This is a genomic window from Burkholderia ubonensis subsp. mesacidophila (genome assembly GCF_002097715.1).
GTDB classification, from domain to species: Bacteria; Pseudomonadota; Gammaproteobacteria; order Burkholderiales; family Burkholderiaceae; genus Burkholderia; species Burkholderia mesacidophila.
On the sequence record NZ_CP020738.1, the window covers coordinates 3,234,816 to 3,247,369 of the forward strand.

Sequence of the window (12,554 nt, forward strand, 5' to 3'; positions counted from 1 at the left end):
CCCGGCCCGTAGACTGCTTGCGTTCTTCATCGCGGAGCTCAAGCAGTGCGTAACACAGCCGATCCGCCAGCCGCCGCGCCGGCCCCGCCCGGGCGCCTGAGTCGAGCGACGGCGGCCCTGCTCGCGCGCATCGACATCTTCACGCCGCGCGGCGCCTATGTCGCGCGCTCGATCGCCGCCGCCGCGCTTGCGCTCGGCGTCGCATTCCTGCTGGAACTGGAAACGCCGTACTCGGCCGCGTCGACCGTACTGCTCGTGATCAACCCGGTGCAGGGCGCGGTGATCGGCAAGGGCGTGTGGCGCGTGGTCGGCACGATCGCCGGGATGCTCGTCGCGTTCGTGCTGATGGGCTTCTTCGCGCAGAAACCGCTGCTGTTCATTCTCGGCTTCGGCTTCTGGCTCGGCCTGTGCGTCGCCGGGATGACGCTGCTGCGGCACTTTCGCGCGTCGGGCACGGTGGTCGCCGGCTACACGATCGGCCTCGCGACCTACGGCGCGATGCAGCGCCCCGAGCTGACCTTCGAACATGTGATCGGCCGCGGCTCGACGGTCGCGATCGGCGTGCTGTGCCTGAGCCTCGTGTCGATGCTGTTCGCCACCCGCGGCGTCCGCATGAAACTCGAAGCGCTGGTCGCGCGGCTCGCCGCCTCCGCCGCCCGCGCGATCGCGGTGCAGCGCGGCGGGATCGCCGCCGCGCCCGGCGACGACCAGCGGCTCGCGCTGCTGGCCGGCGTGTATGGCATCGACGACCTGCTCGCGCTCGGCAAGGCCGAATCCGAGGACCTCGCGCAGCGCGCGATGGCGGTGCGGCACGGGATGGCGTCGCTGTTCGCCGCGCTCGCGGGCGGCACGCCGCCGCTGCCCGCCGACAGCCCGGGGGCACGCGCGATCGCCCGCCTGCAGCCGCGCCTCGAAGCCGCGTGGCAGGCCGCCGCCGACGCGCTCGCCGACGGCCCGGCCGGCACCCTGCGCGCGCTCGCGCTGCTCGGCAACGCGCGCTTGCGCTTCAGGGCGGCGCTCAACGCGATCGTGATCGCCGACCCGCGCGACGAGGCGGCGCTCTTGATCGCGGGCGAGCGGCTGTGCGAGCAGATCGACGACTATCGCGCCGCGCTGGAGGGCCTCGCCGAGCTGCAGCGGCCGCGGCCGCAGCGCCGGCCCGCGCCGGTGCGCTTCCATCGCGACGTGCGCTCGGCGCTCGAGAACGGCGTGCGCTCGATGTGCGCGATCGTGATCACCGGCGTGTTCTGGATCGCGACCGCGTGGAACCAGGGCGACATGATGCTGCTCGTCGTCGCGCCTTACTGCGCGCTGCTCGCGACGGCCGGCAACCCGGCCGCGGGCGCGAAGGCCCTCATCAAGGGCACGATTGCCGCGGTGCCCGCCGCGTTCGTCTGCGCGTTCGGCATCCTGCCGCGCATCGACGGCTTTCCGCTGCTCGTCGTCGCGCTCGCGCTGTTCTGGCTGCCCGGCATCTACGCGACGAGCGTGCCGAAGACGGCGCTCGCGGGCCTCGCGTATCTCGTCGCGTTCAACACGCTGAACGCGGCGACCAATCCGTTCCGTCCGGACCTCGGCCTGTTCCTCAACCAGTCGGTCGCCTGGGTGCTCGCGACGTTCATCACGCTGCTCACGTTCCAGCTGATCCTGCCGCGCAACCTCGCCGCCGACACCGCGCGGCTGCGCCGCACGATCCGCGACGACGCGCTCGCGCTGCTCGCCGGCCGCCAGCCCGCCGCGGCGGGCTGGCAGCAGCGCCAGCAGCACCGGATCGCGCAGCTCGGCGCGCTGCTCGCGAGCCAGCCGGCCGCGATGACGCAGTCGACCGTCGAAGGCCTCGCCGCGCTGCACGTCGGCAAGGAACTGCTGCGCATCCGCCGCGTCGTCGCGCACGACGACCTGCCCGAACCCGCGCGACAGTGCGCGCGCACCGCGCTCGCGCGGCTCGCCCGCCGCGCCGCGCAACCCGTGCGCGCGGCCCGGCACGCGCACCGGGCCGCGCATGTGCTCGCCGGGCTCGCCGCCGCGCATCCCGGCCGCGGCGCCGAGCTGAAACGCCTGATGGCCGCGTTCGCCGACGTGTACGTGCTGCTGCACACGCACGCCGCCTATTTCACCCCCGTTGCGGAGACCGTTCGCGATGCTCAGTGAATTCGCCGTGGTGGGCATCTACCTGCCGCCGTTCTTCGTCTATGCGTGCGTGACCGTGCCGCTCTACATGGCCGTGCGCGCCGCGCTCGCCCGCGTCGGCCTGCTGCGCCGGGTCTGGCATCCGGCGCTGTTCGAGTTCGCGGTCTCGCTCGTGCTCGTCGCCGCGCTGGTTCTCTACCTCTAGCTCACCGATCTGCGTCATGTCGCTCAAGCCCCTGACCCGTTCCCTGTTGACGCTCGCCGCGGTCGGCGTCGCGATCGCGCTCGTCGCCGCGCTCTGGCGCGCGTACGTGCTCGCCCCCTGGACCCGCGATGGGCGCGTCAGCGCGCATGTCGTGCGGATCGCCCCGGAAGTGTCGGGGACCGTGATCGACGTCGCCGTCGTCGACAACCAGCGCGTGTCGAAAGGCGACGTGCTGTACCGGATCGACCCGCAGCGTTTCGCGCTCGCGGTCGAGCAGGCCGACGCGCAGGTTGCCGCCAGCGCCGAGACGGTGCGCCAGAAGCAGGACGAGGCGCGCCGCCGCACCGGCCTCGACGAGCTCGTGCCGAAAGAGGACATCCAGCGTTCGGGCCGCGCGGTGTCGATCGCGCAGGCCGAGTACCGCAAGGCGCTCGCCGCGCTCGACGTCGCGAAGCTCGATCTCGAGCGCGCGACGCTGCGTTCGCCGGTCGACGGCTACGTCACGCAGCTGCGGCTGCGCCACGGCGACTACGCGGTGGCGGGCAAGCCGGACATCTCGGTACTCGACGCGCACAGCTTCTGGATCACCGGCTATTTCGAGGAGACGAAGCTGCGCCACATCGCCGCCGGCGCGCCCGCGCAGATCAGGCTGATGGGCTTCGATCCGCTGCTGAGCGGCCACGTGACGAGCATCGGCCGCGGCATCGCCGACGAAAACGGCGCGCTCGACGAAACCGGCCTGCCGACCGTCAACCCGAACTTCAGCTGGGTGCGGCTGGCGCAGCGGATTCCGGTGCGCATCGAGCTCGATCACGTGCCGGCGGGCGTGCTGCTCGCGGCCGGCATGACCTGCAGCGTCGAAGTCGCCGCGCCCGGCCCCGGCAGCACGCCGCGCGGCCAGCTCGCGACGTGGCTGCACGCGTGGATGTAGGCGGCTCCGATGCGACGCACGCCTTTCCGCTCGACACGATTCGGCGCCGCGCTCGGCGTCGCCGCCTGCGCGACCGCGCTCACCGCCTGCACGATGGTCGGCCCCGACTACCGGCCGCCGCAGCCGGCGCATCCGCCCGGCTGGATCGAGCGCGGCGACAGCGCCGTGCAGGCCGACCCCGCGCAGCTGCAGGACTGGTGGCGCGCGTTCCGCGATCCGCTGCTCGACCGGCTGGTCGCGCAGGCGATCGACGGCAACCAGGACCTCGCGATCGCGCGCCAGCGGCTGCTGCAGGCGCGCGCCGAGCGCGACCAGATCGCGAGCCGGCTCGGCCCGACCGTCTCCGCGGGCGGCACCGCGAACGCGCTGCGCGCGTCGCGCGCGCTCGACGGGCCGCCGGGCATCGGCCAATCGCGCACCTACCGGCTCGGCTTCGACGCGTCGTGGGAACTCGACCTCTTCGGCGGCACGCGGCGCGCGATCGAATCCGCCGACGCGCAGGTCGACGCAATCGACGACGATCGCCACGCGGTGCTGGTGAGCCTGCTCGCCGAGCTCGCGTCGGACTACGCGGAATTGCGCGCGACCCAGGCGAGGCTGCAGATCGCCACCGACAACGTCGCGAGCCTCGACGCGACGCGCCGGCTGACCGAACGCTCGGAGCGGCACGGTCTCGGCACGTCGTTCGAGGTCGCGCAGGCGCGCGCCGAGCTCGCGCTCGCACAGGCCGTGCTGCCGCCGCTGCAGGCGAACGTCGCGCGGCTCACGCACGCGATCGGCGTGCTGACCGGCGGCTTCCCCGGCACGCTGCGCGACGCGCTGAACGCGCCCGGCGCGACGCTGCCCGTCGCACCGCAGCTGCCCGTCACGCTGCCGTCGGACGTGATCCGCGAGCGGCCGGACATCCGCGCCGCCGAGCGGCGCTTCGCGGCCGCGAACGCGCAGATCGGCGTCGCGCGCGCCGCGCAGTTCCCGCAGTTCGCGATCCCGCTCAGCCTCGGCACGACCGCGCGCCTCGTGCAGGACCTGTTCACGAGCGCGAGCGTCGCGTGGTCGATCGCGCTCGAAGGCACGCAAATGCTCTACGACGGCGGCCGCGCGCAAGCCGGCGTCAGCGCCGCACGGGCCGGCGCCGAAGCGGCGCGGCTCGCGTACGAGCAGCGCATCCGCGTCGCGTTCCGCGAAGTCGAGGACGCGCTCGCCGAAATCTACGCGGAGCGCGACCGGCAAGCGGCGCTCGTCGCGGCGGTCGGCAGCAGCCAGGATGCGCAGTCGCGCGCGACGCGGCTCTACCGCAACGGGCTGAGCGAATACCTGTCGGTGCTCATCGCGCAGCGCGCGACCTACCGCGCCCGCGATGCGCTCGCGGTCAGCCGGCTCGCGCAGGTGCAGGGCGTGATCGCGCTGTACAAGGCGCTCGGCGCAGGCTGGCGCAACGACGCGCCGGTCGTGCCGGTCGCGCAGGCCGACGGCACGCCGCCGGGCCCCGCACGCTGACGCCCCGCGCGCCGGCGTTCCTATCGTCATCCTTCACGGGAGAATTGCCATGAATCTCGATCCACAGGAATTCGTCGTGCACGACATCAGCCGGTTTCCGTTCTGCGTGTTCCGCGCGCAGGCCGCGACGCCGGGCTACGCGCCGCAATGGGAGAAGGAGATCGATGCGCTGATGCATCACGGTGCGCCGTTCGTCGTCGTGTACGTGTCGCTCGACGCCGACGAGACGCACGAGGACCGCAAGCAACGTGCGGTATGGCTCAAGCAGAACAAGGCGGCGCTCGGCGCGGTGTGCAAGGCGCTGATCAGCGTCGAGCCCGACCCCGAGCGGCGCATATCGATCGCCGCACTGGGCGAGACGGCCGTGAAGGCGTTCGGGATTCCGCACGAGGCGGTGGCGTCGCTCGACGAGGCCGCCGCGCTCGCGGCACGGCTGACGGACACGGACGGCGCGGCCGCGCAGGCTCGCCCGGCGTGAGCGCGCCAGTACGATGCGCCGCCGTATGTCGTCATCCTCGAGCCGCCGTGGTGGCTGCAGCAGCGTAGGTTGCTGCAGGTCGCTGCAGGCCGCGCCGCGCGGCGCGATAATGGCGCTCCGGCCGTTGCCGACGCGACGGCGCTCACGCTTGTCTTCCAGCATGCACGCTCACGCCACCTCCATCGACGTCGCCGCCATCGACAGCTGGCACGCGCACGTCTACTTCGACGCCGCCAGCCGCGATGCGGCCTGGGCCTTCCGGCAAGTCGTCGAGCAGCGCTTCGGCGCGATCATCGACCTCGGCCGTTTCCACGAGCGCCTGGTCGGGCCGCATCCGGCCTGGTCGTACCAGATCGCGTTCGCTGCCGCGCACTTCGCCGACATCGTGCCGTGGCTCGTGCTGAATCACGGCGCGCTCGATATCTTCCTGCATCCGAATACCGATGACGGACTGCGCGATCATCGCGATGCGGCGGTGTGGATCGGGAAGTCGTATGAATTGAATCTGGCGGGGCTGGCCGATTGACGCGGCGACATCCACGTTTCGGGCCGCGGTGAAACGTCGTCGGCTATCGCATCGATACATTGGCTTTTTACGCATCCCCGCGCGGGAATCCGATGAAAGCCAACATGCATGCCAACGCCCGCCGAGTCCTGGCGGCGACCAGCGTCAGCTACACGCTCGTCCTGCTCGATGCGTCGATCGTCAACGTCGCGTTACGAGAAATCGCCCGGACGCTCGACAGCCAGGTCGCCGGGCTGCAGTGGATCGTGAACGCCTACACGCTGACGTTCGCGAGCCTGCTGCTCACGGGCGGCACCCTGTGCGACCGGTTCGGCGCGCGCAAGGTCTACGTCGCGGGGCTCGCGATGTTCGTCGCCGCGTCGGTGCTGTGCGGCTTCGCGCCGAACCTCACGGCCCTCGCGCTGGCGCGCGTGCTGCAAGGCGTCGGCAGCGCGATGCTGGTGCCGTGCTCACTCGCGCTGATCAACCGCGCGTATCCCGATCCGGGCGAGCGCGCGTCGGCGGTCAGCGTCTGGATGGGATGCGGCGGGGTCGCGATGGCCGCGGGCCCGCTGATCGGCGGGCTGCTGATCCAGCTGTTCGGCTGGCGCAGCATCTTTTTCGTGAACCTGCCGATCGGGCTGGCCGGCGTAGGGCTCGCACGCTCGGCTGCGCACGCGGATGCCGAGCGGACCCGGCACGTCGACTGGATGGGGCAGGCCGCGTCGATCGTCGCGCTCGGCACGCTGATCGGCGTGCTGATCGAGGGGCCGTCGCTCGGCTGGCGCGCGACGCCGATCGTTGCCGGCATCGCCGTGTGCTGCGCCGCATGGATCGCGTTGATCGCGATCGAGGCGCGGGGGCGCGATCCGATGCTGCCGCTGGCTTTCTTTCGCAGCCCGCTCTTCACCGGATCGACCTTCGTCTCGATGGCGTCCGCGTTCGTGTTCTACGGCCTGCTGTTCACGTTCAGCCTGTTCTACCAGCAGGTTCGCGGCGCGGCGCCGCTCGATGCCGGGCTTGCGTTCCTGCCGATGACGGCGATGGTCGCGGCCGGGGGCCTGCTGTCGAGCCGGCTCGTCAGGCGCTTCGGCGGGCGCTGGCCGATGTGCGCCGCGTTCGGCCTGTATGCGGCAGGGGCGCTCGGCATGATGCTGTCGAGCGCGACGTCACCTTACTGGCTTGCGATCGGCCCGATGCTGGCGATCGGGTTCGCGTCGGGCTTCATCTCGCCGGCCGCGACCTCGCCCGCGCTCGGCACCGTCGAGAAAGGCCGCGCGGGCATCGCGGCGGCCGTCCTGAACGCCGCGCGACAGAGCGGTTCCGCCCTCGGCGTCGCGATCTTCGGCGCGTTCATTGCGACGCTGCAGCCGTTTCAGGTTGCGATGCGGCTCACGCTGGGCGTCGCGATCGGGTTGTCCGCGCTCGCCGCGGCGACATGGTGGATCGCGACGCGCGCGGTGGCGGCGGCCGATGAACCGGCGGCGCGCATCCGCGTGGCGGAACGCGGATAGCGGTGCGGCGCCTGATTACCGCGGCGGCATGCGTCACGCGACGTACAACGCCACGCTGACGAACTGACACAGGCTGCCCGCCAGAACGAACAGGTGCCAGATGCCATGCCCGTGGCGAATGCGCTCGTCGTTGATGAAGAAATAGATGCCGGCGCTGTAGATGACGCCCCCCGCCACGAGCCAGGCGGTCCCCACCGGCGGCAGTGCATGGATCAACGGGCGGACGGCAACGAGCGCGAGCCAGCCCATCAGCACGTACAGCACCATCGAAACGATGCGGGTGCGCCGCCCGAGGGTGAGTTCCTGCACGATGCCGAACGCGGCAAGCCCCCAGCTCACGCCGAACAGCGACCAGCCCCACGGCCCGCGCAACGTGACGAGGGTGAAGGGCGTGTAGCTGCCGGCAATCAGCAGGTAGATCGCCGAATGGTCGCATTTCTGCAGGATGGCTTTCAGACGCGGCTTGCGCACGCTGTGGTAGAGCGTCGAGATCGCATAGAGCACGCAGAGCATCGCGCCGTAAACGCTGAAACTCACCACCTTGTAGGCGTCGCCCTCGAGCGCGCCCATCGTCACCAGGGTTGCCAGCCCCGCCACCGAAAGCACCGCGCCGACGAGATGGGTAATGCTGTTGAAACGCTCACCGACATGCACGACGTCATCCTCCTGCGCGGGTTCATCGGGAAAACAGGTCTATGATACCGGCCGAGGAACCAGGCCGGGTTGCGGGCGGATCAAGCTCGACGCACGGACGACGGTGCGAAGCGCGAGCCGCTCGTCGGATAAAGAAAAAGCGCCGTGACGTGCGTCACGACGCTCTTTCTCTCAACGCCAAACCGCTTCACCGGGTTCGGTTCAACAGCACTTCCCCGCCCCCGACCCGTACCTTGCATTCTGACGTTCGCGGAAAAACGCCTCGTACGTCATCGGCTCGCGGTCCGGATGGGTCTCGCGCATGTGCGCGACGTAGGTGTCGTAGTCGGGCAGGCCGACCATCAGCCGCAACGCCTGCCCGAGGTAGCGCCCTGCGCTGCGCAGATCACTGCCGAGATCGGTAAACATCGCGGCTTCCCCTTAGCGTCCGCTGCCGAGCGCCTGCGCGGCCGGCATCGACTCGTACGGCGTCTCGCGCACGGTCGGCTTCGCTTCGCGGCGCGCGCGCTGGATCGCGAGCACGCCGTACACCGCGATGCTGATCACCACGAAGATGAACAGCCCGGCGAGCGCGGCGTCGATGTAGTCGTTGAAGATGATCCGCTTCATCTGCGCGATCGACTTCGCCGGCGCCAGCACCTTGCCTTCGTCAACGGCCGCCTGCAGCTTCGCGGCATGCGCGAGGAAGCTCACCTTCGGGTTCGAATCGAACACCTTCTGCCAGCCGGCCGTCAGCGTGCAGATCAGCAGCCACACGGTCGGCACGAGCGTGACCCACGCAAAGCGCTCGCGCTTCATCTTGAACAGCACGACGGTGCCGAGCACCAGCGCGATCGCCGCGAGCATCTGGTTCGAGATGCCGAACAGCGGCCACAGCGTGTTGATGCCGCCGAGCGGATCAACGACGCCCTGATACAGGAAGTAGCCCCATGCCGCGACGCACAGCGCGGTCGCGATCAGGTTCGCCGGCAGCGATTCGGTGCGCTTGAGCGCCGGGTGGAACGTGCCGAGCAGGTCCTGCAGCATGAAGCGGCCCGCGCGCGTGCCCGCGTCGACGGCGGTCAGGATGAACAGCGCTTCGAACAGGATCGCGAAGTGATACCAGAACGCCATCATCGCTTCGCCGCCGATCACCTGGTGCAGGATGTGCGCCATGCCGACCGCCAGCGTCGGCGCGCCGCCCGCGCGCGCGATGATGGTCGTCTCGCCGACGGCCTTCGCGGTTTGCGTGAGCATGTCCGGCGTCAGCATGAAGCCCCATTGCGTGACGGTGTTCGCAACCGCCTCCGGCGTCGTGCCGAGCACGGCGGCCGGCGCGTTCATCGCGAAGTAGATGCCCGGCTCGATCACGCACGCGGCAACCAGCGCCATGATCGCAACGAACGATTCCATCAGCATCGCGCCGTAGCCGATGAAGCGCGCGTTGGTTTCATTGTCGAGCAGCTTCGGCGTCGTGCCCGACGAGATCAGCGCGTGGAAGCCCGATACCGCGCCGCACGCGATCGTGATGAACAGGAACGGGAACAGGTTGCCCGACCACACCGGGCCGGTGCCGTCGACGAACTTCGTCAGCGCGGGCATCTTCAGCTCCGGCGCGACGATCAGGATGCCGATCGCGAGACCGACGATCGTGCCGATCTTCAGGAACGTCGACAGGTAGTCGCGCGGCGCGAGCAGCAGCCACACCGGCAGCACCGATGCGACGAAGCCGTAGCCGATCAGGATCCACGTGAGCTGCGTGCCGTTGAACGTGAACCATGCGGCGAGCGTCGGCGAAGCGCTCACGTTCTGGCCGAACGAGATCGCCGCCATCAGCCCGACGAAGCCGATGATCGACACTTCGCCGATGCGGCCCGGACGGATGTAGCGCGTGTAGACGCCCATGAACAGCGCGATCGGAATCGTCGCGGCGACGGTGAACGTGCCCCACGGCGAGTTGGTCAGCGCCTTCACGACGATCAGCGCGAGCACCGCGAGGATGATCACCATGATCAGGAACGCGCCGAACAGCGCGATCACGCCCGGCACCGTGCCGAGCTCCATCTTGACGAGATCGCCGAGCGAGCGGCCGTCGCGGCGCGTCGAGATGAACAGCACCATGAAGTCCTGCACCGCGCCCGCGAACACGACGCCCGCCAGGATCCACAGCATGCCGGGCGTGTAGCCCATCTGCGCGGCGAGCACCGGCCCGACGAGCGGCCCGGCGCCGGCGATCGCGGCGAAGTGGTGGCCGAACAGCACGTACTTGTTGGTCGGCACGTAGTCGAGGCCGTCGTTGTGCCGGACGGCAGGCGTCATCCTGAGCCCGTCGAGCTGCATGACCTTGCTGGCGATGAAGCGGCTGTAGAAGCGATACGCGATCAGATACACGCAGACTGCGGCGATCACGATCCAGAGGGCGCTGACCCGCTCGCCGTGCGCGAGCGCGATGGTGCCGAACGCGAACGCGCCCAATAGCGCGACCGCAATCCAGATCAGGGTGCTGGAAGCCCGATTCATGGTGTCTCCTGTGGTTATCAATATCGCGCGCCCGTTTGTCGGAATGCGCGTCATGCCGACCTCGCAAAGGCCGGCATGGTGGGCTCGTAGTATTCGCGTTCGGGGAGCCACTTACAAGCGGATAATTACGTATGCAAGGCTACGTAGAATTACGTAGATTGAATGCAAGCCTTGGCCGTCAGCATGCATCTTGAAGGGCATTCGCTGAAGCAAAGGCAGTATTTTTGATTGGAATTTCCGCTTTGTCTGCCGTTAAACTTGCCGGGCTTTGATGACCGGTCGAAGACTCGCTTTGCCCTGCCTCTCCGGACCAACTATGAATACCAAGATTTCGAAAAGCATCCAGGCAGCCGCCCTCTTCGCGCTGTGCGCCAGCATCGCCCCGATGTACGCCCATGCAAAAACCCCGGTGGACTGCCGTCAACTCAACGAGGCAACCGGCGGCCCCGACGACAACTTCAGGCCGCCGCTTTCCGCGAAGGTCATCGGATCGGGACGCGCCTACTTCCATTCGGCGCCCGACGCCCAGTGCGTGACCAAACAGATCTTCATCGTTCCCGGCGACAGCGTGACCGTCTTCAAGCCGTACAAGAGCTGGTATCAGATCATGTACGTGAACGGCAAGACGGGGGAGGATTTCGAAGGATGGGTCGAGGAAGGCCGCCTGAGCTTGGGCGGTCACTTGGGCGGGAATCAATAGTCGAGTGCTTTCGGCAGCCGGCTATCAGGAGAACAACCGCTCGCCGGCGGCAAGCAGTTCCGCGGAATAGAACCTAGAATTGAACGCAGCGTCGGCCGTCGCTATGCACCCGGCCGGGCGCTTCCCCTTCCCATCGTCGGAAGCAGCCGCCATGAACCTTCACGATGCGCGCGTCTCCCGCCCCGCGCTGGGCGCACTTTGCGTGGCTTCGCTCGCGGCGCTGTCCGCGTGCGGCGGCGAAGCCTGCTTCGGCTTCAACGATGGATGTTTCAACGGAAACGGGAACGGCACGCAGACCATCACCGTCTCCGGCACGGCCGCCACCGGCCCGGCGCTGGCCAGCGCGACGGTCGTCGCCCGCTGCGCGCAGGGTTCGGGCTCCGCCCTGTCGGACGGCGGCGGGAACTACAGCCTGACGTTCAACGCGACGCTCCCGTGCGTGCTCACCGCGACGTCCGGCGGCACGACCCTGCATTCGCTCGCGTTCGCCGGCGGCACCTTCAATACGACGCCCGAGACCGACCTGATACTCGTCTACCTCGCATCGCAGCTCGGCACGACCACGGCCGGCCTGATCGCCAACCTGCCGAACAGCACGCATGTCCAGCAGGTGCTGGAAAACCAGTCCGACGTGCAGGCCGCGCAGGTGGCGGTCGTCGCGAATCTTCAGCAGCGCTACGCGGTCACGCTGACGACTGCGGCGTTCCTGACAACGCCGTTCGTGGTCGGGCAGCCCGGCGTCGACAGCGACCTCGTCGCGCTGACGACGGCAGGGGCGATCGACGCCAACGGCATGCCGGACCCGGCCGCCGTGCAGTTGCTGGCGCAGGCTGGCGCCGCGCATCCGCTATGAGCGCCGCCGCGGCGGCGGGTTGATGAGGGATGTGAAGCGCGGGATGTGAAGCCGAAACGGCTTCGCGTCAGGCCTGCTCCGAGACCATGTTGCCCGCGGGATTGCTGGACGACTTGCGCAGCGCTTCCACCAGCTTGGCGACCGCGGATTGCAGCGCGGCGGATATCTCGCCGGCCTGCGCGCTCAGCGACTGCTGTTCGACCATGGCCGCGGGGTCCTTCTTCGCCCGCTCGGCCGCCTTCGAAATCTGGGCTTCCAGCTGCGCGAGCTGCTTCTGCAGTTTCTCGATCAACTCCTTCAGCTGCCTGACCACCGGGTCTTCGGCCTTGCTGTTCGCACCGCCCAGCGGCGTGGCGCCATCGGCCGACGCGGGATTCGCGGCGTTTGCCTTCGCGCTTGCGCTCGTGCCCGACGATGCGGTGGAGCCGGCAGCGGTGGAGCTGGCAGCGGTGGTGGCGGTGGCTTGCTGGTTGCCCGATGCGCCGGCCGTCGCGAGGTTCGCCGCGGCTTGTGCCGGGCCTGCGACCAGCGAGGAGTCGATCTTCATGTCGTGCTTCCTTGTGTTTAGTGAACGAATCGTGACAGCTG

At 69.3% G+C, this 12,554-nt stretch carries 13 protein-coding genes; 9 read left to right on the forward strand and 4 right to left on the reverse strand.

Going from position 1 to position 12,554, the window contains the following annotated elements:
- Window positions 1-45 precede the first annotated feature (45 nt).
- The 7 genes from B7P44_RS32095 to B7P44_RS32125 all read left to right on the forward strand — a co-directional run bounded on the left by B7P44_RS32095 (window position 46) and on the right by B7P44_RS32125 (window position 7,260).
- The gene (locus B7P44_RS32095) at window positions 46-2,151 is read left to right on the forward strand and encodes an FUSC family protein (protein ID WP_084909827.1); all 2,106 of its coding nucleotides are present in this window, start codon (window positions 46-48) and stop codon (window positions 2,149-2,151) included.
- Window positions 2,141-2,335 (forward strand): DUF1656 domain-containing protein, encoded by a 195-nt coding sequence (locus B7P44_RS32100; protein WP_084909828.1) that lies wholly within the window; start codon window positions 2,141-2,143, stop codon window positions 2,333-2,335. Before B7P44_RS32095 ends, B7P44_RS32100 begins: the two co-directional genes overlap by 11 nt.
- Before the next feature lie 16 nt (window positions 2,336-2,351).
- Complete coding sequence (locus B7P44_RS32105; protein WP_084909829.1) at window positions 2,352-3,266, forward strand: HlyD family secretion protein; 915 nt, start codon at window positions 2,352-2,354, stop codon at window positions 3,264-3,266.
- 9 nt (window positions 3,267-3,275) lie between these two features.
- On the forward strand, window positions 3,276-4,763 hold the full coding sequence (locus B7P44_RS32110) for an efflux transporter outer membrane subunit (RefSeq protein WP_084909830.1): 1,488 nt from the start codon (window positions 3,276-3,278) through the stop codon (window positions 4,761-4,763).
- Window positions 4,764-4,812: 49 nt separating this feature from the next.
- Entirely contained in the window at window positions 4,813-5,241 is a 429-nt protein-coding gene (locus tag B7P44_RS32115; protein ID WP_084909831.1) for a hypothetical protein, read from the forward strand.
- 160 nt (window positions 5,242-5,401) lie between these two features.
- The gene (locus B7P44_RS32120) at window positions 5,402-5,767 is read left to right on the forward strand and encodes a DOPA 4,5-dioxygenase family protein (protein WP_084909832.1); all 366 of its coding nucleotides are present in this window, start codon (window positions 5,402-5,404) and stop codon (window positions 5,765-5,767) included.
- A 104-nt stretch (window positions 5,768-5,871) separates the two neighbouring features.
- Window positions 5,872-7,260: an MFS transporter gene (locus tag B7P44_RS32125; RefSeq protein ID WP_167389834.1), complete on the forward strand. Its 1,389-nt coding sequence runs from the start codon at window positions 5,872-5,874 to the stop codon at window positions 7,258-7,260.
- A gap of 33 nt (window positions 7,261-7,293) precedes the next feature.
- On the opposite strand, the gene trhA is transcribed toward B7P44_RS32125, so the two are convergent.
- The 3 genes from trhA to B7P44_RS32140 form a co-directional block, all read right to left on the reverse strand.
- A complete protein-coding gene (gene trhA / locus B7P44_RS32130) occupies window positions 7,294-7,914 on the reverse strand; it encodes a PAQR family membrane homeostasis protein TrhA (protein ID WP_084909834.1) in 621 nt (206 codons plus the stop codon).
- 201 nt (window positions 7,915-8,115) lie between these two features.
- Window positions 8,116-8,322: a YbdD/YjiX family protein gene (locus B7P44_RS32135; RefSeq protein WP_059598899.1), complete on the reverse strand. Its 207-nt coding sequence runs from the start codon at window positions 8,320-8,322 to the stop codon at window positions 8,116-8,118.
- A gap of 12 nt (window positions 8,323-8,334) precedes the next feature.
- Complete coding sequence (locus B7P44_RS32140) at window positions 8,335-10,413, reverse strand: carbon starvation CstA family protein (protein WP_084909835.1); 2,079 nt, start codon at window positions 10,411-10,413, stop codon at window positions 8,335-8,337.
- A gap of 316 nt (window positions 10,414-10,729) precedes the next feature.
- Here B7P44_RS32140 and B7P44_RS32145 point away from each other — a divergent pair, with 316 nt between their 5' ends.
- Both B7P44_RS32145 and B7P44_RS32150 read left to right on the forward strand, forming a co-directional pair.
- Window positions 10,730-11,113: an SH3 domain-containing protein gene (locus B7P44_RS32145; RefSeq protein ID WP_084909836.1), complete on the forward strand. Its 384-nt coding sequence runs from the start codon at window positions 10,730-10,732 to the stop codon at window positions 11,111-11,113.
- Between the two features lie 151 nt (window positions 11,114-11,264).
- Complete coding sequence (locus B7P44_RS32150; protein WP_084909837.1) at window positions 11,265-11,966, forward strand: hypothetical protein; 702 nt, start codon at window positions 11,265-11,267, stop codon at window positions 11,964-11,966.
- Window positions 11,967-12,033: 67 nt separating this feature from the next.
- Here the strand turns inward: B7P44_RS32150 and B7P44_RS32155 are convergent, their stop codons facing one another.
- Window positions 12,034-12,513 (reverse strand): hypothetical protein, encoded by a 480-nt coding sequence (locus tag B7P44_RS32155; RefSeq protein ID WP_084909838.1) that lies wholly within the window; start codon window positions 12,511-12,513, stop codon window positions 12,034-12,036.
- Between the last annotated feature and the right edge of the window lie 41 nt (window positions 12,514-12,554).